The organism is Agrobacterium cavarae (assembly GCF_004310285.1).
In the GTDB taxonomy this organism is placed as follows: domain Bacteria; phylum Pseudomonadota; class Alphaproteobacteria; order Rhizobiales; family Rhizobiaceae; genus Agrobacterium; species Agrobacterium cavarae.
The window spans coordinates 45,435-63,800 of record NZ_SISF01000026.1; the positions used below are offsets into that span (position 1 = coordinate 45,435).

The 18,366-nt window shown below is 57.5% G+C and carries 18 protein-coding genes and 1 pseudogene; 7 read left to right on the forward strand and 12 right to left on the reverse strand.

Translation table 11 applies throughout. The features are described from left to right. Positions 1-6: 6 nt before the first annotated feature. The 4 genes from EYC79_RS07110 to EYC79_RS07125 form a co-directional block, all read right to left on the reverse strand. Positions 7-1,209 (reverse strand): polysaccharide biosynthesis/export family protein, encoded by a 1,203-nt coding sequence (locus tag EYC79_RS07110; RefSeq protein ID WP_029658604.1) that lies wholly within the window; start codon positions 1,207-1,209, stop codon positions 7-9. A gap of 91 nt (positions 1,210-1,300) precedes the next feature. Beyond that, on the reverse strand, positions 1,301-2,620 hold the full coding sequence (locus EYC79_RS07115; RefSeq protein ID WP_111851019.1) for a UDP-glucose dehydrogenase family protein: 1,320 nt from the start codon (positions 2,618-2,620) through the stop codon (positions 1,301-1,303). A 111-nt stretch (positions 2,621-2,731) separates the two neighbouring features. After that, positions 2,732-3,268 (reverse strand): transcription termination/antitermination NusG family protein, encoded by a 537-nt coding sequence (locus tag EYC79_RS07120; RefSeq protein WP_080670334.1) that lies wholly within the window; start codon positions 3,266-3,268, stop codon positions 2,732-2,734. Further along, the gene (locus tag EYC79_RS07125; protein ID WP_111850923.1) at positions 3,252-4,718 is read right to left on the reverse strand and encodes an exopolysaccharide biosynthesis polyprenyl glycosylphosphotransferase; all 1,467 of its coding nucleotides are present in this window, start codon (positions 4,716-4,718) and stop codon (positions 3,252-3,254) included. Before EYC79_RS07125 ends, EYC79_RS07120 begins: the two co-directional genes overlap by 17 nt. 428 nt (positions 4,719-5,146) lie before the next feature. On the opposite strand from EYC79_RS07125, the gene EYC79_RS07130 reads away from it, so the two are divergent. Together EYC79_RS07130 and EYC79_RS07135 are read left to right on the forward strand one after the other, a co-directional pair. After that, positions 5,147-5,725, forward strand: coding sequence for a recombinase family protein (locus tag EYC79_RS07130; RefSeq protein ID WP_025590885.1), 579 nt, complete (start codon positions 5,147-5,149; stop codon positions 5,723-5,725). Between the two features lie 319 nt (positions 5,726-6,044). Further along, the gene (locus tag EYC79_RS07135) at positions 6,045-6,731 is read left to right on the forward strand and encodes a recombinase family protein (RefSeq protein WP_111851018.1); all 687 of its coding nucleotides are present in this window, start codon (positions 6,045-6,047) and stop codon (positions 6,729-6,731) included. Positions 6,732-6,996: 265 nt separating this feature from the next. Here the strand turns inward: EYC79_RS07135 and EYC79_RS07140 are convergent. Further along, positions 6,997-7,203, reverse strand: a pseudogene (locus tag EYC79_RS07140) (ATP-binding protein); the annotation flags it as partial. Between the two features lie 111 nt (positions 7,204-7,314). On the opposite strand from EYC79_RS07140, the gene EYC79_RS07145 reads away from it, so the two are divergent. Continuing rightward, complete coding sequence (locus EYC79_RS07145; RefSeq protein WP_321191324.1) at positions 7,315-7,581, forward strand: helix-turn-helix domain-containing protein; 267 nt, start codon at positions 7,315-7,317, stop codon at positions 7,579-7,581. A 25-nt stretch (positions 7,582-7,606) separates the two neighbouring features. On the opposite strand, the gene pepT is transcribed toward EYC79_RS07145, so the two are convergent. The 6 genes from pepT to EYC79_RS07175 form a co-directional block, all read right to left on the reverse strand. Then, positions 7,607-8,875: a peptidase T gene (gene pepT / locus EYC79_RS07150; RefSeq protein WP_111851016.1), complete on the reverse strand. Its 1,269-nt coding sequence runs from the start codon at positions 8,873-8,875 to the stop codon at positions 7,607-7,609. Between the two features lie 73 nt (positions 8,876-8,948). Continuing rightward, on the reverse strand, positions 8,949-10,184 hold the full coding sequence (locus EYC79_RS07155; RefSeq protein WP_111850922.1) for a CapA family protein: 1,236 nt from the start codon (positions 10,182-10,184) through the stop codon (positions 8,949-8,951). 89 nt (positions 10,185-10,273) lie between these two features. After that, a complete protein-coding gene (locus EYC79_RS07160) occupies positions 10,274-11,923 on the reverse strand; it encodes a dipeptide ABC transporter ATP-binding protein (protein ID WP_111850921.1) in 1,650 nt (549 codons plus the stop codon). Continuing rightward, entirely contained in the window at positions 11,920-12,792 is an 873-nt protein-coding gene (locus EYC79_RS07165) for an ABC transporter permease (RefSeq protein ID WP_130977586.1), read from the reverse strand. The genes EYC79_RS07160 and EYC79_RS07165 overlap by 4 nt, the downstream gene beginning before the upstream one ends. Positions 12,793-12,796: 4 nt before the next feature. Beyond that, the gene (locus EYC79_RS07170; protein WP_111851015.1) at positions 12,797-13,780 is read right to left on the reverse strand and encodes an ABC transporter permease; all 984 of its coding nucleotides are present in this window, start codon (positions 13,778-13,780) and stop codon (positions 12,797-12,799) included. 5 nt (positions 13,781-13,785) lie between these two features. Then, a complete protein-coding gene (locus EYC79_RS07175; protein WP_236760390.1) occupies positions 13,786-15,324 on the reverse strand; it encodes an ABC transporter substrate-binding protein in 1,539 nt (512 codons plus the stop codon). A gap of 196 nt (positions 15,325-15,520) precedes the next feature. Between EYC79_RS07175 and EYC79_RS07180 the strand changes: the two genes are divergently transcribed. Further along, positions 15,521-15,754, forward strand: coding sequence for a helix-turn-helix transcriptional regulator (locus EYC79_RS07180; RefSeq protein ID WP_111850918.1), 234 nt, complete (start codon positions 15,521-15,523; stop codon positions 15,752-15,754). On the opposite strand, the gene EYC79_RS07185 is transcribed toward EYC79_RS07180, so the two are convergent. Then, positions 15,699-16,442, reverse strand: coding sequence for a cyclin family protein (locus EYC79_RS07185; protein WP_130977562.1), 744 nt, complete (start codon positions 16,440-16,442; stop codon positions 15,699-15,701). The two genes, EYC79_RS07180 and EYC79_RS07185, sit on opposite strands and share 56 nt — an antisense overlap. A 67-nt stretch (positions 16,443-16,509) precedes the next feature. Between EYC79_RS07185 and EYC79_RS07190 the strand changes: the two genes are divergently transcribed. The 3 genes from EYC79_RS07190 to EYC79_RS07200 all read left to right on the forward strand — a co-directional run bounded on the left by EYC79_RS07190 (position 16,510) and on the right by EYC79_RS07200 (position 17,661). After that, positions 16,510-16,737 carry a helix-turn-helix domain-containing protein gene (locus EYC79_RS07190; protein ID WP_111850916.1) on the forward strand — a complete coding sequence of 76 codons (228 nt, stop codon included), beginning with the start codon at positions 16,510-16,512 and terminating at the stop codon, positions 16,735-16,737. A 122-nt stretch (positions 16,738-16,859) separates the two neighbouring features. Further along, positions 16,860-17,123, forward strand: a complete 264-nt coding sequence (locus tag EYC79_RS07195) for a hypothetical protein (RefSeq protein WP_111851014.1) — start codon at positions 16,860-16,862, stop codon at positions 17,121-17,123. Next, a complete protein-coding gene (locus tag EYC79_RS07200; protein WP_111850915.1) occupies positions 17,116-17,661 on the forward strand; it encodes a hypothetical protein in 546 nt (181 codons plus the stop codon). The genes EYC79_RS07195 and EYC79_RS07200 overlap by 8 nt, the downstream gene beginning before the upstream one ends. Positions 17,662-18,366 lie beyond the last annotated feature (705 nt).

Consider the following 18,366-nt stretch of genomic DNA (forward strand, 5'->3'; position numbering starts at 1 on the left):
TAGAGTTCATTGGCTGAGATACCGGCCCGCATTTCTGGTTGTAGCGGCGTCTGCGGCCGTCGAGGCTGCCGCGCCGACAATGCCGGTGATGAGTGTGAGGAACTTGAACAATTCGACCTGGTCGGCGTTTGTGACGTAAAGCACGTCACGATCATGTACGAAGAATTTCTTGGCCACGAAGAATGAAGAGGGATCGCGGAAATTGGCGCGATAGATTGTCGGCACCTCCAGAACGTCTGGAGCAAATGCCGAGAGATTCACCTTCATCTTTTCGAGGTTTGCGCGATGCTCCAGTCGATACAGCAGCACTTGGCCGGGATCGGCTTGAGAATCGAGAAGTCCCCCGGCCTTGCCCACGGCATCCGAGAGCAATACATGCTCCTGCTCGAACTTGAACTGCCCGCTGTTGCCAGAAGCCCCGAAGGCGGTGAACGACCGTTGCTCCTGATAGACATAGAGCGTGTCGTCTGGCGCTACATATATATTTTCTTTCGAGTCATCCACCAAGTTCAAGAAATAGATCGTTGCCTTGGTGCCGCGCCGCTGCAGAGTCACAAACGTCTCATAACCTGCATTGGTAATACCCCCGGCGCGCGACAGAATATCGAGCACGCGATCTCCGCCGGAATTGATATTGAGCTTGCCGGGCGACCCAACCTGACCGATCACGGTTACCTCGTTAGAGGCTTGACTCGTCACCGAGATAACCACTTGAGGCTCGATGGCCCGTGACGACAGCCTCTTGACGATATCTGCCTGGATCACACCCAGCGTGCGACCTTTTGCAAGAACCGCCCCAGCATAAGGGATGGAAATATAGCCTTTTTGATCTACGGTTTGCGAAGGAAGTGTCACATAGTTGCCGGGCCGAGAACCCGCGTCATTGGGAACAAACAATCCACCCGACTGCGATTCAAATATGGTGATGGACACGGTATCTCCGACGCCGACCATCAGTTCTGGCGGGCCACTCCGTCCCTTGCCAAAACTTCGCAAAAAAGAGCCCGGACCAGGATCTCCCAAAACAGCAAGAACCTGTTGAGTAAGGTCGACTGACACGTATTTGAACGCGCTCGTAGCAGTTTCCCTTAAGGATGCCGTGGCTTTGGACGCAACGTCACGCGCGCCCGGGCCGCTGCCTGGAAGCGACGAGCAACTCGAAACGCCAACGAGCGATAAGACCGAATAACAAAACTGTCTTCGCTTCATGCGAAAGCTCCTATCATTAAGTTGCCCGGGAGCGGCAAGCCGGGGATGGTCCGTGCCGTTGAGGTGGGTCGCAGAGCTGGATGAGAAAGGGTCAATTGCCCGGAGAGACCGGTCGCCCGATGGAATGGTATGAAAAGCCGTGTCTGGTGACTTCTTCCGGCGTGTAGACATTGCGCAAATCAATGAAGACCGGCTCGGACATCAGCAGGCGAAGCCGCGACCAGTCGAGTGCTCGAAACTGATCCCATTCAGTCACCAGTGAAATTCCGCAGGCACCTTCCGCAGCCTCATAGGCATTGTCGCAAAACACTACGTTGGGCAGCATTGCGCGCGCTGACTTGACACCCTCGGGATCATAAGCGCGTACCGTAGCACCCGCCTCTTCAAGCGCCTTGATAATCGACAGAGACGGCGCCTCGCGCATGTCATCAGTGTTTGGCTTGAAGGTTAACCCAAGAATTGCAATGGTTTTACCCCGCACGTCACCGTCACAGGCCAGAATGATCTTGCGCGCCATCGCCCGTTTACGTTCATCGTTGACGGTGACGGTCGTCTCGATCAGGCGAACGGGGCTACCATGGTCCTGCGCTGTCTTCACCAGTGCCAGCGTGTCCTTCGGAAAGCAGGACCCACCGTAACCGGCGCCAGCATGAAGGAACTTTGAACCTATACGTCCATCAGCGCCTATCCCCCGCGCCACGTGCTGTACATTCGCGCCGACACGCTCGCAGAGATCGGCGATCTCGTTGATGAAAGTGATCTTCATGGCCAAAAATGCGTTGGAGGCATATTTGATCAGTTCTGCGGTCCGTATGTCCGTGAATATTATCGGAGACTTATTGAGGAAGAGGGGCCGGTAGATTTCCGTAAGGACAGCTTGGGCACGCTCGTCTTGCGTCCCGACCACAATGCGATCAGGCCGCTTGAAATCGGTGATTGCCGCACCTTCACGTAAAAATTCAGGATTGGATGCGACGACCACCTCGGCGGCCGGGTTTTCCGAGCGGATGATGCGCTCGACCTCGTCACCGGTACCTACGGGAACCGTCGATTTCGTTACCACGACTGTGAACCGCTTCACGGATCGAGCTATGTCCCTGGCCGCCCCGTAGACATAGGAGAGATCCGCATGCCCATCACCGTGGCGCGATGGCGTGCCTACAGCGATAAACACCGCATCTGCACCGTCCAGAGCATCGGAGAGATTATTGCTGAATGAAAGCCGCCCAGCACGCCTGTTATTGGCAACGAGTTCCTCAAGACCGGGCTCGTAGATTGGAACTCTTCCCGCAAGGAGAGCTTCAATCTTGGACACATCACTTTCTACACAAACAACGTCATGGCCAAAGTCGGCGAAACAGACCCCGGAGACCAAACCGACATAGCCCGCACCAATTACCACTATCTTCAACGTCTCTCTTCCTTCGGAATGATATTCCGGCGGTTTCCACGCTACCGCCATCCGGGTGAAGCCATGCTCCAACCGGGTTATTTCCCAAACAAATCCCACAGCTGCGGGACCCTATGCTTTGATTTCAATCCACTCGCGGGCAACCGTGGTCCGCACCTGGCTATTCATGAGATCAAGGAGAAGTTCGACACGCCCCCGACCATCCAGGTTTTGCAAAACCCCCAGCGTTCCCGTTAAGGGGCCCTGCCTCACTCGCACTGTCACACCAGGGAGCAATTCAGCATCGGGAGAGAACAGACCGTCTGGACCGGTCGCTGCTTGCAGGTTTTCGATCACTCTGGTTGGAACGCGTTGAGGACCATCAAGCCCCATGACCAACTGATCGACACCGTAAGTCCCATTGACGCTTCGCCATCTGTCACGGGACAGATCCATCAGAAGGAACCCGTACCGCGGGAACAACCATTCCTTTTGGGTAATATACCGACGGGCATGCCGCTTCGTGACTATGACCTTTGGCAGGAAATGAACGAAACCCTGCTTAGTGAGATTAGCCTCAGCCAACCCCTCCCCGCGTGCCACAGAGCGAAATACGTACCAGCCTCTTCCGGCGGCCGGCCGCACATTGACATCAATAGGCGTTGTCATCGCGGAAGACCTTTAAAGCGGTGAGGAAAATAATCTTCGCGTCTAGCCAGATCGACCAATGGTTGATGTACCAGAGGTCATGTTCGATACGAGACCGCATGAGTTCGGACGTCTCTGTTGCGCCTCGCAGGCCATTCACCTGAGCCCAGCCGGTGATTCCTGGTTTCACATGATGACGGAACGCATAGTGCTCGATGAATCGGTCATAGTAGTCGTCATGAGCCATCGCATGCGGCCTTGGTCCGACAAGCGACATCTCGCCGTTCAGGACGTTGAACAGCTGCGGTAACTCATCGATGCTTGTGCGTCGCAGAAAGTGCCCAACCCGTGTGATGCGTGGGTCTTGGCGCTGCGCCTGCGGAATATCGGCGCCATTTTCGGTAACCGTCATGCTTCGGAATTTCAGGATCTTGAATGGCACCCCGCCGAAACCGCGTCTGTCCTGGCGAAAAAGGATCGGGGAACCCGTTTCGAGCCATATCGCCAAAATAGCCAGAAGCATCACCGGGCCAAGAGGAACGATCAACGCAGTTGCAGCTACAACGTCTAACGCACGCTTGGCCCACCGCGCACTCAATCCCAATGGGGCGGACTGCAGTTCGAAGCCGACATCATCCCCTAAGATGATGCGACGATGCTGGCTCAGTCCAACAAACGCTGGATCTGCCAGGAGAACGACCGGCGCTGGCAACGGCCCGATTTCCCGCAGAAGGGATGAGATCCGCCCGGCGTCCTGCCACGAGGCCGCCAGCAGGATCTGATCGCAGCACCCTTTCGCCACCGACCGCTGAAGGATGGCCCGAACGTCACGGCATTGCTCCAGGAATTCAGGAGAAGATACAGGAATGAAATGTCTCTCGACGACTTCGATCCCAGGCGGAGGCACCCAAACAACGTCAAACTGGGTCGGGTGCGTCTGTAAGGTCACCACATGCACGCGCGCAAACGCGATGGAGCCCTTTTTAAGGCGCACCGCTATGAACCGTGATGCAAGCCCATTGACAGCCGTAACTGCAACCAGCCCTGCCAGAGCAAAAGCGGTTAAGCCAAGTCGAGAGTATAGACCGCCACTCCTAACCGTCAAAATCACCAACGCAAGAAGGAGAACGGCAGCGAGCCACGCTATCGCTGACTTCAAATAGCCAACAGAGACCTTCGTACCCGAAGCTGCTGGAAAGTTCCCGATGCCCACAGAGACGAGAACGTAAAACACCATAGAGGCGATCGAGACTTGGCTATAATCGGGGCGAAACGGCGGCTCTCGCCACAGAAGCAAATCTGTCAGTCCACCGCATCCGACAATCGCAATGCCGTGCGACAGCATCAAGACATTCGACAAAGCATCCCGCGTGATCCTCCACGTGACGACAGGAAAGGAACTGGACGCCGGGGCCTCACTCGCCTCCCCCGCAGCTAGATTGATGTCCGATACATCCAGGTTGCCGCGCATCAATGCATGCCCCAGAAACCCGAAGGCGGCAGAATGATAAGCTGACCCGAAATCGTTTCCGCTAGATAACTCGGAATGCCAGCGGCGCCCAAGACATCGGAGCACCGAGGCAGAGACCGAAGAGAGAAACCCATCAATTGAGGCGTGGCGCTGGTTTCGGCAGGCCTCGTCTCATGAGATACACGCGACAAAATTGGTCGATTCTGACCACATGGGGTCGAATGTACTATTTTACAATTCTACGGAAACTACGAACTGAAATCATTAACGAATTTTGACGTGCACTACTCCGTCGCCGGCGCGCGACAGAAAGGACCCTTTTTGTCAAGCGCCTCGGCGTGTGAATCAGCTGGTTAAAAGGATTTTCAGGACAGAAAATTGTCCGCTCGCGCCTCGTCGCCCGTCTTGTTCCGGAAAGTGAGTGTCAAATGATCGTAGGATACGCGCGTGTATCAACTGGAGAGCAGAAGATCGACCTTCAAATACAAGCTCTGGAAAGGATGGGATGTGACCAAGTCTTTAGCGATCACGGGCAATCCGGTTCCGATTTCGAGCGCGCTGGCCTGGAAGCAGCCTTGGACGCGGTTGTACCAGGTGATATGCTTGTAGTCTGGCGGCTGGATCGGCTCGGACGCTCACTCGTCGGATTGGTCGGACTTTTGGAGCAGCTCGGAAAACGTCACGTACATTTCCGATCGCTTAGCGAAAATATCGACACGGCGTCTTCAGGCGGCAAGCTAATGTTTCATATGATGGCAGCTCTTGCCGAGTTCGAGCGCTCGCTTATCAGCGAACGGACACGGGCCGGGATGGCGGCCGCGAAGGTCAGGGGTGCACGGCTTGGCCGCCCGAGCGCACTAACAATGGATCAGATAGTTGGAGCTCAGCACGCAATCGAGCGGCTGCACCGATGTCCTTCAGAGGTTGCGAAAGAGTTGAATGTCTGCCGAAGAACGCTTAGCCGGCACTTGGGTAAGTTAACAGTTAACTCACTTGCGGAATTGTGAGGGTTCTCTGCTGTGTAGCGGGAGGAAACAAAGGTTTCCGCCACAACAACTTGGAATTTTCGCGATCTGGGATTGTTATTTAAGGAGAAAAGTACAACGGAAGAGGGATAAACGCGACCACTAAAGTTTTAACACACAACTCCAACCAATATTAATCGGCTTGCGGAATTGTGCCCGCCGCAGCGGTATTACGGTACCTGGCCCCGCTTCATGCAGCAATGACAAAAAGGGAGCGTGGAACGTGGCAACCAAGCCGTTGCGTGGGCGAACAGAGTAAGATTTCGTCCTCAAGCTTAATATGGTGATGGACAAATATTTTATGATAGTTGGGTACGCACGCGTTTCGACGGAGGAACAAAAACTTGATCTCCAGCTTACAGCGCTTCGAGGCGCCGGGTGCAATCGGATCTACGAAGATCAAGGTCGGTCAGGCTACAGTTTTGCTCGAGAGGGTCTGGAAGCCGCTCTTGAAAGTCTAACGCCAGGCGGTACACTTGTGGTTTGGCGTTTGGATCGCCTCGGTCGTTCATTATCCGGACTTGTGCAGTTAATTGATCAACTTGGAAAGCGACAAGTCCATTTCCGTTCAGTGATGGAAAACATTGACACCACCTCACCGGGCGGTCGTTTAATGTTCCATATGATGGCAGCACTAGCAGAATTCGAGCGGGCAGTTATAGTGGAGAGGACGCGGGCGGGCTTGGCGGAAGCAAGGGCCCGGGGAAGCGTAATAGGACGACCGAAAGCCATGGACGAGGATCGCGTTCGTGACGCCTGTCACGCCGTGCATTTCGAGGGCCGTTGTATGCGAGAAGTCGCCGGACAGTCCGGCGTATCGATCCGCACTCTCCAGCGCTACCTGAAACGCACGTATCGCGTCTCCAAGCCTAGTGTGCCGCCTTTGCCTTCGCACCCAGGAGATCTAGCCACTCAGGACCGATACGGGTACCTCCCGTCCGAGCCACCGATCGATGACCGGGCTCCGGAAACCAGCGTGAACTCGTGATAGGTTTCGCAGTGACGAATCTGCCGCCCGCGTGCTGCACCGTTCCGATGACGGTGCCGCCGACGGCTTCATCGTCTTACTACTGGGTCGTCGCTGAAGAGCGACGCATCCTCCCTACTAACACCGGGTCCGGGATTGGCGGACCTATCGACCGCATAGCCATAGTCCTCTGAAGCAAAACCGAGGCTAAGCGAAATTGGGCCGCGCCCGATTATTGACTTCCCCTGGGAGCCGACCCGGTATTTCCACCGAGAAGCGACCCGCCTTAGATATGGTTTATGTTGGTTGTTGTGGTCAAGTTCCTGCGTTTTCCCTTCGCCGTTTTGGGCTCGTAGGGCAAGCCGTTTTTGATGCGAAAGCTATCATTGCCGGTCTCGAGGATATGACAATGATGAGTGAACCGGTCGAGGAGTGCGGTGGTCATGTTGGCATCCCCGTAGACGCTAGCCCATTCGCTGAAGGTCAGGTTGGTGGCGCGAGCTGCGTAAGAGGAAACGGCGCTTGCCAGTCTTGGCCGCAGCCCTTTAACGTTACGGTGCCACTATCGGTGATCTTCCAACCGCATGAATTGTATACTCTGTAGATGAATGCGCTGCAATGCGCATCAATCTCGGAGATGAACATTAGAGAAATTTTTGCCGCCAATCTCCGAAAGACGCGGCAGGCCGCTGGCCTTTCCCAGGAAGATCTCGCACTGAGAGCGGGCATCCACCGAACCTATGTGAGTTCGTTGGAACGCTGCCAGTACAGCGCTTCCCTCGACACGATCGAAACGATCGCGAACATTCTTCAAATTGAGGTAGCTGAGTTGTTGCGCGATCCCAGAAAGAGCGGAAGCTCCAGCGAATAACTGCGTTGCGGTAGCTCGAAAAATTTCAACCGATCGGCCGCGGACGGTGCTTGAGAAGTCCTCCGCCCATGGCCACCAGTCTACAAATCTCTGCAGCGACCAGATATGATTTTTCGAATGCCGGAACGGGCAGGAACTCATATCGGGAGTGGAACTTGTAAGCGCCCGTGAAGAAGTTTGGTGTTGGTATTCCCTTCGCGGAGAGGATCGCACCGTCGGTCCCGCCCCGCATTGGCACCAGTTTCCGCGCTATCTCGAGGTCTTCAAGTGCCTGGAACAAAAGCCGTTCTGCACGTGGATCCTGCTGCAGTGCGTGGTTCATGTTCTGATAGGTGTCGACAAGGTCGACACGGACCTCACCGGTCGGATATTTCAGCCGTATGGTCTCGGCGGCATCCAGAATACGCCGTTTTCGATCGTCGAACCGCTCGCGATCGAAGTCGCGGATCAGTATGCTGAGCCGGCCTTCGCTTTCGTCGGTCACGAGATCTTTGCACCAGAAGAAGCCATCACGACCGTCGGTGCATTCGGGCGTGTCATTTCGATCGAACTGATCGATGAAATCCATTGCCATCATCAGCGGATTGACCATCACGCCTCTTGCTGACATCGGGTGAGCGCTGACGCCGCGAAAGGTGATCTTGCCGGAGGCAGCGTTGAAGTTCTCGATCATGACCTCGCCGAGTTCGCAGCAGTCGATCGTATAGGCGAAATCGCAGGGAAACCGTTCGAGATCCAGCACCCTAGATCCTCGAAGGCCGATTTCCTCGTCAGGGACGAAAGCGACGACGATGTCGCCGTGATCCTCCTCACCACTCGATCTCGCAAGAAGCGTCATGATGACGGCAATCGCCGCCTTATTGTCGGCTCCGAGCACGCTCGTACCATCCCCGACAATGATGTCTTCCCCTTTCCATCTGATCAGTTCGGGATGTTCATCTGTCCGCAGCCAGATGTCGTGCTCGGCATTCAAGCACAGGTCTTGGCCCTCATACCGCAGGATTTGAGGATGAACCGTCGGCGAAAGCCCAACGTCGACGGTATCGAGATGGGCAATGAAGCCGACACGCGGAGCCGCTGTCTTGCCGCGCTTGACGCCTGTCACAATTGCCTGATCGTCGACTACGACGTCTTCGACGCCAAGTGCCAGTAACTCCTCAGCAAGAAGGCGAGCGAGTTTCAATTGCCCGGTCGAAGATGGAAGGGGCACTTCCGCCGCATCACTTTGGCTTTCGATCGCCGCATAACGGAAAAAACGCTCGATCAACTCGCTTTTGGCGTCACTCTGAATCATTTGATCTCCGTGTCTGTGAAGGGTCTTCGCGCCGTCCCATTCTTTGGGCCATTCTTCCTCGGCAAAGCAGACATTATTCGAGCCGAAGAATACCAACGTCATCGCAGATGCGGATGTTAGAGCCCAGTTTCCGCGATTGATCGGCAAACCGCTGCAAGATGCGGTGAGCAGCAGCGCCTGTCACCAGCTCCGGCACAATGCGACGTTCGAGCTTGCCGTCCCTCAACGCTTCCTCGCCCCCAATAATGACCGGAAAGAACCTCACCCCTTTCAGGCAATTGTCTTCGCCGAAGGTGCATACGGGTATAACGCTTTCCCACACTTCGGGTGCCGTCCAAAGCGACTTCTCCGATTTGACATGAAAAATGAAGTTTCCTAGGCTGTAGAAGATCGGCCGACCCCGATAAAGCTCAACCGGCTGCAGGACAGGGGCACCGTGGCTGACGAACATGCTTGCGCCAGCGTCGATGCAGCGCTTGGCGACGGCGCTGACCCAACCCGGCATCTGATACCAGTCCGACGCCCAGTGATGGTGATGCAGATAGGCGACGACGAGCCGGCCCTCGTCCGCGGATGTGGTAATCGCTTCGAGATTTCTCCTCAAATCCTCCTCGTCGATCTTCACGCTGCGGCCAAAGCGATCGGAGCGTTTGAAGATCGCGCGCGCTATTCCGATCTCGTCGTCAGCGATAAAAGGAGGATCGTCGGGCTGGCTATCGTTGGTGAGATCGATGCGGGTGTAGCCGATCCGGGTTTGCATCTCGCGAAGACTCTCGAATGCCGGCTCGTCGACCTCCAGGACCTGGGTCAGTCGGAGACGGTTCACGCCCGGGCGCGCGGGACGCCCGCTGCCCGCATTCGCCGCATACATGAAGTCGGGTCCAGGTCCACCATCCATTGCGACGATCGATACGGGTCGGCCCGCCACTTCTCCGAGGCCGGCCGTGCCAGCATCAGCCTCGTCTCTGCCGATACCTGAATGGAGGAAGCCCCTCCCCTCCACCTCCTCCAATGTCGATAGCACCCCGGATGGACCGAGATCGAAGGCGTGGTTGTTGGAAAGGGCAACCGCCTGAAAGCCGATGTCTTTCAGCGCGTCCAGCACGATCGGTTCGCTGCTTCCGTAGAACGAACCCTTCAGAGGCCATCCACCGTTGCGGCCCAGGATCGTTCCCTCGAAATTGGTGAAGGACAGATCCGCCGATCGCAGGATCGACTTCACCTGTTCAAAACCGGGAGCACTGACGTCGCGCGTGTCGCGCTTGATGAGTGATTGACCTGTTAAAGCCAATGTAAAATTTGAGGACATAGGACACCTCGCCCGGCGGTGACGCCGGAGCACTTGCGGGTTGGAAATGTGGACGGGGCGGCCCTTGCAGGATGGGCCGGCCTATCAATTCAGTGGATGAAGTGGCGCGGCCGGGCTTCGATAAGGCTGCGCGTATAGGGGTGTTGCGAGTGCATGAAGATGAAGTCCGAGGAGCCGGAATCGACCATCTGCCCGTCCTTCAGGACATAGACAAAGCTGCAGAGGTCCTGCACGACGGCCAGATCGTGCGAGATGAACATCATGGTGACATGCTGCTCCGCGACGACTTCCTTCAACAGATGGATGACTTCCGCCTGTACGGAGACGTCAAGAGCTGAGGTCGGCTCGTCCGCAACGACGATCTCCGGTTTGGCGAGAAGCGCGCGAGCGATGGCTACCCGCTGCTTCTGGCCGCCGGATAGTTGGTGCGGGTAACGCCCCAACAGGCCCCGCGTCAGCCCGACGCGGTCCATCATGGCTCCGACATCGTCCCGTTCTCCCCTCACCGCCCGCCCTCCATAGCGGGCGCTTTCAAGCAGGGTTTTCTCAATGGTCATGCGGGGATTGAGCGATACCGCCGGATCCTGAAAGATCATTTGGACACGTCCGAGCAGACCGCTCCTAGCGCCCGATCGTGAGGCGTCGAACGCATCTTCCCCGATCCTGAATTCGCCGGCGCTGGCGCGATCCAGCCCCGCGAGCAGCCTCCCGAGGGTGGACTTTCCGCTTCCACTCTCTCCGACCACGCCTGTGATCGCACCCCTTTCCAACCGGACGGATATATCGCGAAGCGCGCATTTTCCCTGGGATTTGCCGATAAAGAACAGCGGACCGCGTGACGGAAAGGTCTTTGCGATCCCCTCTCCGGCAATGGTCGTCTCCGGGTCCATCGATCTATTCGAGCAGGAAGCCACGTCAGCAGAACCGGATATTCGCAACTTCGGGACGGCGGCCAGCAGTTTGCGGGTGTAGTCGCTCTGCGGTCGCTCGAGCACTTCCGATACCACATTCTGCTCGGCGACCTGGCCGTGCCGCATGACCACGACCCTGTCGGCGATCTGGGCGATGACGCCCATGTCATGAGTGACGAGGATGATGGAAATGCCTGTTTCATCCACGAGTTTGCGCAGCAGCTCGAGGATCTGTTTCTGGACAGTGGCGTCGAGTGCCGAGGTCGGTTCATCCGCAATGATGATGTCCGGCGATCCGGCGAGCGCGATAGCGATAACGACCCTCTGGCGCTGGCCGCCGGAAAATTGATGCGGGTAGTCCCGAAGCCTCCCTGCCGGATCGTCGATTCCGACACGCTCCAGAAGTTCGATAGCGCGGTGTTTGACGTCTTTGCGAGGGAGCTTAAGGTGTGCGGCCCTGATCGTTTCCTCGATCTGCGCGCCGATAGTCATCAAGGGGTCAAGTGAGCTCGTGTGGTCCTGAAAAATCGCCGAGATCCTCCGGCGCCTGATGGCGTCGCGATCCCGACGATCAACAAGCTTTAGATCCTCGCCAGCAATCAGGATTGCGCCGCTGGTTCGCTCGAGCTCCGGCGCAAGCAGATCGAGGATGGCGTTTCCAACGGTGGATTTTCCGGCGCCGGATTCGCCGATGAGACCCACCACCTCACCCCTATCAAGAGAGAATGCGATGTCGTGGAGGATCGGGGTCGTTCCGGAGCTCGTACGATAGTGAAGAGAGAGGTTCTGCACTTCAAGCAGATGCGTCTTGGATGCTGGATCGGTCATAGGGATCGGCTCCGTGGGTCTAGGTGCCGGCGCAGGTCCTCACCGACGAAGTTGATGGTGGCGATCAGCCCGAAAAGCGCGAGGCCCGGGAAAAGGCTGATCCAGTATTGACCGGTCAGCAGATACTGAAACCCGCTGGCGACAGTCGAGCCGAGTGAAGGCTTATCGATCGGCACGCCGAGGCCAAGGAACGACAACGTCGCCTCGAGTGCGATGGCATGGCCGACCTCGATCGGTATGAGTGTGACGACAGGCGCAATGCTGTTCGGCAGCACATGCCGGAAGAGGAGCCGATAGGTTGGAAGTCTGAGAAGACGGGCGGCATCGACGTAGGGTTTGTTCCTCTCACTGAGCGCCACTCCGCGCACGATGCGCGCGTATGCGGCCCACTGTACAATCACCAAAGCGAGAACAATGCGGTCGATGCCCGGCCCGAGCGTCACGATGGCGATGAGTGCCACCAGCATCGTCGGCAGGCTCAGTTGCAGATCGACCACGCGCATGATGACCGCATCCACCCACCGCCCGAAGAAGGCGGCGCTTACACCCGCAGTCAAACCGATAAGGGCGGCGATGGCGGAGCTGACGACCGATACATGCAGGCTGATGCGCAAGCCGTAGAGGATCGTGCTTGCGATATCGCGCCCGAGACCATCGGTCCCGAGCCAGTAAACGAAGCCGCCGCTGCCCATTGAGCCGGGCCTGGACGATGCCTCCCAGGCGAAGATCTGCACGGGATCGTAGGGGTTCTGCGGTGCCAGGACTGGAGCAGCAACGGCTAGCAGAACGTAGGCGCAAAGCAGAAGTTTCGGGAGGTCAACCCATCCAAAGGTGCGATTGCGGATTGATCGAAGCGTTTCGGCAATCATCACATCAACCTCCCTGCGAAAGACGCACACGCGGATCGAGCACGGCGTAGAACAGATCGACGAGCGCATTGAGCGTGACGAAGGCCACCGAGATGAACGTCAGCGTTGCCATTACCACCGGCCGGTCGAGAAGCTGGATCGAGTCGATCAGGAGCTTGCCGACTCCTGGCCAGGCAAAGATCGTCTCCACCACCACGGCGAAGGCCAGCATACCGCCGAACTGAAGCCCGATCACCGTCACGATCGGCACGCTGATATTCGGCAGGGTATGGCTGAAAAGGATACGCCGCGGTGATAGACCCTTCGCCCGGCAGAACCGGATGAAATCAAGCCTCTCGACTTCGATTGCTCCTGCCCGCGCGAGGCGTGCGATGAGTGCCACATTCGGGATCGCCAGTGCCAGTGCCGGAAGGACAAGATGCGCAAGGCCGTCGCTCGTCAAAAAGCTCCACTCCACCCCGAAAAGCGCCGTTGTCGTCCCGCGCCCTCCCGACGGAAACCAGCCTGACAGGATGGCTCCGCCGAGGATCAGCATCATGCTGAGCCAGAAGGACGGAACGCTGAGCGCGAAGACGCTTGCCTTCAGAACGATCCGATCGAGAAATGTTCCCTGCCGCCGACCGGCCAGAAGCCCGACCAGAGTCCCAAGCGTTGCCGCAAGAACCATGGCAAGGACTGCCAGCTCAAGCGTCGCTGGCAGTTTGCTCAGCACCAAGGAGAAGGCCGGTAGATGATAGACGTAGGACGTGCCAAAATTACCGGCGAGGACGTTTCCGGCAAAGAGGAGGTATTGCCGCCAGACTGGCTGATCCAGTCCAAGGGCGATGGTCGCTTGGCGAATGTCCTCCGCAGTCGCCGTTTCGACGTTGACGATGTTGAAGACCGGATTGCCGACGCTTTGAATGCCGATAAAGCCGATCAGAGACATGACGAACAACAGGAGGAGGGCTTGTCCCAGCCTTCCGCCAGCGGTGGTGAGCAGGGTCATGGCGTTCATTCCCCCGCAGGTACGGCTTGCATGGCAGTCGTCCACGCACGCGCATGCACGGTGTAGGAGGCAACGTTCCTGCCGTAACCTGCGATCAGGTGAAAATGGTACAGCGGCACGATCGGATAGTCCGCCATGACCAACTCCGTCGCAGCTGCCATTGCAGCGTCTCGCTCCGGACCCTCGTCAATCCCTTGCGCTTTGTCGAGCGCTGCATCGAACGCCGGGTTCCGATAGTGGCCGTAGTTCAGGGAACCTGTCTTGCGCTCGGCATTGGGCGAGGCAAGAACAGCGCCCAGGCACACAGAGACGGAGTCGCCTGAGCAACCGCCGTACCACACAGGATACTCGCCTGCTGACCGCTTGGTCGCGAACGTCGAAAACGGAGCGACGACCGGCTGCACACGAACGCCGATCCGAGCCCAGTTCTGGGTGATCGCCTGAAGGGATTCCCCGTCGCCGGGATAGCGGCCTGTCGGTCCCGCGACAACGACATTGAAGCCGTCGGCCAGACCCGCCTCGGCCAAAAGCGCCTTGGCCCTTGCGTAGTCGGGCGGCGTGGGTGTCAACTTGGCGGATGTGCCGGGAAGGCCGTTCGGAAAAAGCTGGGCCGCCGCGGTGCCATAGCCGAGCAGGATTTTGTCGGCCAGAAGCGACCGGTCTGTCGCAATCGCCAGTGCCTCCCGAACCAGTTTGTTCTTGAACGGGTTGGCGATCGGCTTGCCGGCGCGGTCTGTCACGGTGGGCAACGTGTCCTTGTCGAGATCGAACTGCAAAAAGTTCGACCGGGCGGCGGGCGCGCTGGCGACAGAGAGGCCGCGGGTCTTCAACGATTCAACGTCGCGCGCTGGAATGTAGTCGGCGAGGTCGACGTCGCCGGTCGAAAGCGCCGCGACGCGGGCGGCGGGGCTCTCGATCACCCGGAACTCCACCTGCGACCAGGCAGGCTTTCCACCCCAGTAGCTGTCATTGCGCACGAGCTTCAGTCGCTCGCCGGACTGCCAGCTGTCGAACTTGTAAGGGCCCGTGCCGTTCGGTGCGGCCGCGCCGCCGTTCAGATCTTCGGTGGAGCGGAACTCCGATGCCAGATGCGGCATGATGAAGATGGACGACAGCGCCAGCGGTAATGTCGGTGCGTTCGTGTTCGTCTCGATGACGACGGTCAACGGATCCGGGGCGGTGACGGACTTGATCGCCTGCGTATAGGACTGGAAGCCCCCGCTCGGCGGCTTGAGGAAGCTGCGTATCCGTTCGAGGGAGTAGATGACATCCTCGGCGGTGAATGGCGAACCGTCATGGAAATGGACGTTCTCGCGCAGGCTGAACGTCCATTGCGTATCCGAAAGCCGTTTCCACGACACGGCCAGGCCGGGTTTCGGATTGAGTTTCTCGTCCTGATAAACCAGCCGCTCGTAGATGTGCGATAGCAGCGACGTGTTCTCGTTGAGATCGGCGAATTGAGGATCGAGTGTCATCAGCTTGTAGGAGGTTGCGACTCGCAATTCCTGTGCGGCGAGCGGCGACGCGAAAAGCGCGGAAACCATAAGGCCGAAGACGGCTGCATAGCGGATCGCTCTGGGATCATTATGTAAACTCATTCTCTTGTTCCCTTCTTTTTTGACAAAGCGGTGCCCTTCGCGAGGAATGCTGTCCCTCCCGCTGATGTCCCGACCCGGGCAACCGCTGATTTCAGAGTATACTCTGTAGTGAAATACTATTCATTCCGCAATAACTTTGGAAATGGAAAACCGAGCAAATTTTCGAAGAAATCTGATCGTTAGGAGAACCAACCTGGGCTGGTCGCAGGAGGAGCTGGGGGAGCGTGCCAACCTCCATCGGACCGCCGTCAGCAATCTCGAGACCGGCATCTCACAGCCGAGGCTCTACACGATCTACGACATCGCCGAAGCGCTCGGCGTCACCGCGATCGACCTCCTGTCCGACCCGCCTCCGTTGGCGAAAGATCGCCGATAGACACCCCGTTGAGGACGAGAAAATCGGCGATGACCCCGCGTAAAGGTGTCCACGGGAAGCCATAGCCGGGACCGGGTTCGCCATGCCGCAGAACAGCGTGCACCTTGGCCGCCAACCCAGCCATCGATAGAGCAGGTGTCAACCAGAGCGATTTCAAAAGCTCGGCTTGCCGTTCTCCGGCCTCATGCGACAGGGCCTTGGCCCGACTGAACCCTTCTGCTTCATCGGCCTGCTGCCACGCAGCTACCCGCACCGCCAGATCTCGTTTCAAGGCATCGCGCTGTCCACTCCGATCCTCGCCGGGGAGAAGCGCGTCGATCTCCGCCTCGGTTTTCGCTTGAACCGGCGCAGCCCCACTACCGACCGGAACCAGAACCTGTGGAAATCCGATCGTTTGAAGGAGCGCCTTCTCAAGCCTCTGTTGGACATCGGTGAGCCGCGCATAATCGTCGAAGGCGGTCAGCCATTCATGCCAAACCCGTAGCGCAGGGTCGACGGCTGCAGCGTCGTCACGCGCCCTCTCCTCGAGCTCCGCGGTCAGAAAGGTTGATGCAACGGCGAAGAGGTTTCTTTGGATGCCTGAAGGCAAAGTTCTGCTATTATCGGAATCAGCCATGATCCGAGCTCCCGAAAGCTTGATTGTGGTCAGGCTGTGCTTGGTGGTGCAAACACTGAGCGCAGCCGTCAACTATGACAACCGGAAACGTACAGAGTAAACGCGACATGTGCAACACAAATCACCATGACATGGTGAAATGAACGGGATCCAATGTAAACTCGCCCGGGTGGCGCTCAATTGGAGCGTTATCCAGCTCGCAAATGCGGCGCAGGTGTCAACTCAAACCGTGACTCGCCTTGAGAGAGGTGAGGAGTTACGGGCTTCGACGCTCGCGCGAATTCGGAAAGTGCTGGAGGACGGCGGTATTGAGTTCATCCCCGAGAATGGCGGCGGAGTTGGCGTTCGTTTCAGGAAACCAGGCTGACCGTGGCTACTCGGACAGCCTGACTACGAAATAGTTTGAAGCTGCTTTTATTTTTCAACATCGCCGCCGAGGGGCAACCAACAATAACTTGTCCATTGACAACTTAATTGCCGGAACCTAAATTGGCACGTAAGAAACACAAATCGAAGGAAATCGAGGCCGTCCTTAAAGAGCTGGAAGCGCTTGGCTGGAGTGTCGTGGAAGGCCAGGGGCACGCATGGGGTCTTTTGCGTTGCCCGATCAACAGCAGCGACTGCAGATGTGGAGAGTTCTGCCAGATGTCGGTCTGGTCGACGCCCAAGGATCCCGAGAGACACGCGAAGAAGCTGAGGCAGAAAGCGCTTGCCTGCACGAAACAGGACGAAAAAAGTGAAGAAGATGACTGAACAATTCGAATTCGAACTGGTTTTCGCTCTTCCCGCCGGGCAGCACGACGCTTTGGAACTGTCCAACGCCGTCTTCGAGGCTGGCTTTGAAGATTCATTGGTCGGCACAGGAATCCCCGGACTTCTCGGCGTTGAGGTCGAAGCGGACGGCGAGGATGCGGAGAGTGCTATTCTCGCAACGGCGCGTGCACTTCTGAAGCATCTTCCCGCAGGCACACAGCTCCGCGAGGTACGTCCCGACCTGGTTAGTCTTGCCGACGTGGCCGAGAAGCTGAACATCAAGCGCCAGGCGCTGCAGCAGCGCGAGATGCCTCTGCCCAGTGTTGGTGGATTGTACCGTATCGATGAACTTGCCTCCGCCCTGGAGAAAGCGACCAAGCCCGAGGACGGGAAGCGCCGGCCGCGTTTCGACATCGCGAATGCCGCGAAGTGGCTCAGAGCCGGTTATGGCGCTCGCTTGATCAATGCAAAGCTAACGATCCGCGAGATCGATCCGTTTTCGCTCGAGATGCCTGACATGAGGTCGATGAAAGGGTGATGTTTGGGTCGGGATGAAATGGACTGCTGCGCATTGATCGCAGTCGGGCCGTTGACTTTTTTATCGGTCGGGACGTCCGCATCATAGCCGAGGCGGGTGGTTTCCTGCCTGTCAGCTTCCGGCAACAACTTTTTGCAGAGCTGCCAAGTGCTGCGCTCTTTATCATCGGAACAAACATGCCTCCGCCGAAGGCTGTTCGCGGGAACGTAGGCGGCGAAAACCCTCCTCCCGTATCCTCATCCACGATTCGGACGCGCTTCGCCTGAGCATCTCGTATAACCGAGGCAGCGAGTGTCCGCTGTTTGATCACCGGTTTCGTTGAGAATGGCTGGGAAGGGTCAAAAGGCGATCACAATCTTCCGAGGCACGCAACACAGAAGCAGCCATTCCGGCAGCTCTTCGTCATGTGGACTTGCGGACAAGTAGGACGGTTCCCGTAGGGTCATCAAATGTGCTCGCGAACGCGGCTGGCTTGCACGCCAGCGCCTCAAGACGAAGCCATCGATAGGCATCGACCTCCTCCATCGAACCGCCTGATCAAGATGTCCGTTTCTCCATATTGTGACCGCTTGCTTGCACTTCATCTTCTCATTCGCCAAACCTTGCTCTCGGGCCAGAATGAACGTGCCGAGGCGTTTGACAATACCCAGGATAGTCATTCCGCATCTAAAATGCCCGAGTTTGCCTCCTAAAACTATTCTCACC

Coding starts and splice junctions, on each gene's coding strand:
- EYC79_RS07180 (WP_111850918.1), top strand. CDS start 15,521: ATGGAAAACCGAGCAAATTTTCGAAGAAATCTGATCGTTAGGAGAACC.
- EYC79_RS07145 (WP_321191324.1), top strand. CDS start 7,315: ATGAATGCGCTGCAATGCGCATCAATCTCGGAGATGAACATTAGAGAA.
- EYC79_RS07190 (WP_111850916.1), top strand. CDS start 16,510: ATGAACGGGATCCAATGTAAACTCGCCCGGGTGGCGCTCAATTGGAGC.
- EYC79_RS07200 (WP_111850915.1), top strand. CDS start 17,116: ATGACTGAACAATTCGAATTCGAACTGGTTTTCGCTCTTCCCGCCGGG.
- EYC79_RS07175 (WP_236760390.1), bottom strand. CDS start 15,324: ATGGTTTCCGCGCTTTTCGCGTCGCCGCTCGCCGCACAGGAATTGCGA.
- EYC79_RS07135 (WP_111851018.1), top strand. CDS start 6,045: ATGATAGTTGGGTACGCACGCGTTTCGACGGAGGAACAAAAACTTGAT.
- EYC79_RS07160 (WP_111850921.1), bottom strand. CDS start 11,923: ATGACCGATCCAGCATCCAAGACGCATCTGCTTGAAGTGCAGAACCTC.
- EYC79_RS07165 (WP_130977586.1), bottom strand. CDS start 12,792: ATGATTGCCGAAACGCTTCGATCAATCCGCAATCGCACCTTTGGATGG.
- EYC79_RS07155 (WP_111850922.1), bottom strand. CDS start 10,184: ATGTCCTCAAATTTTACATTGGCTTTAACAGGTCAATCACTCATCAAG.
- EYC79_RS07110 (WP_029658604.1), bottom strand. CDS start 1,209: ATGAAGCGAAGACAGTTTTGTTATTCGGTCTTATCGCTCGTTGGCGTT.
- EYC79_RS07120 (WP_080670334.1), bottom strand. CDS start 3,268: ATGACAACGCCTATTGATGTCAATGTGCGGCCGGCCGCCGGAAGAGGC.
- EYC79_RS07125 (WP_111850923.1), bottom strand. CDS start 4,718: ATGCGCGGCAACCTGGATGTATCGGACATCAATCTAGCTGCGGGGGAG.
- pepT (WP_111851016.1), bottom strand. CDS start 8,875: ATGATTCAGAGTGACGCCAAAAGCGAGTTGATCGAGCGTTTTTTCCGT.
- EYC79_RS07170 (WP_111851015.1), bottom strand. CDS start 13,780: ATGACCCTGCTCACCACCGCTGGCGGAAGGCTGGGACAAGCCCTCCTC.
- EYC79_RS07130 (WP_025590885.1), top strand. CDS start 5,147: ATGATCGTAGGATACGCGCGTGTATCAACTGGAGAGCAGAAGATCGAC.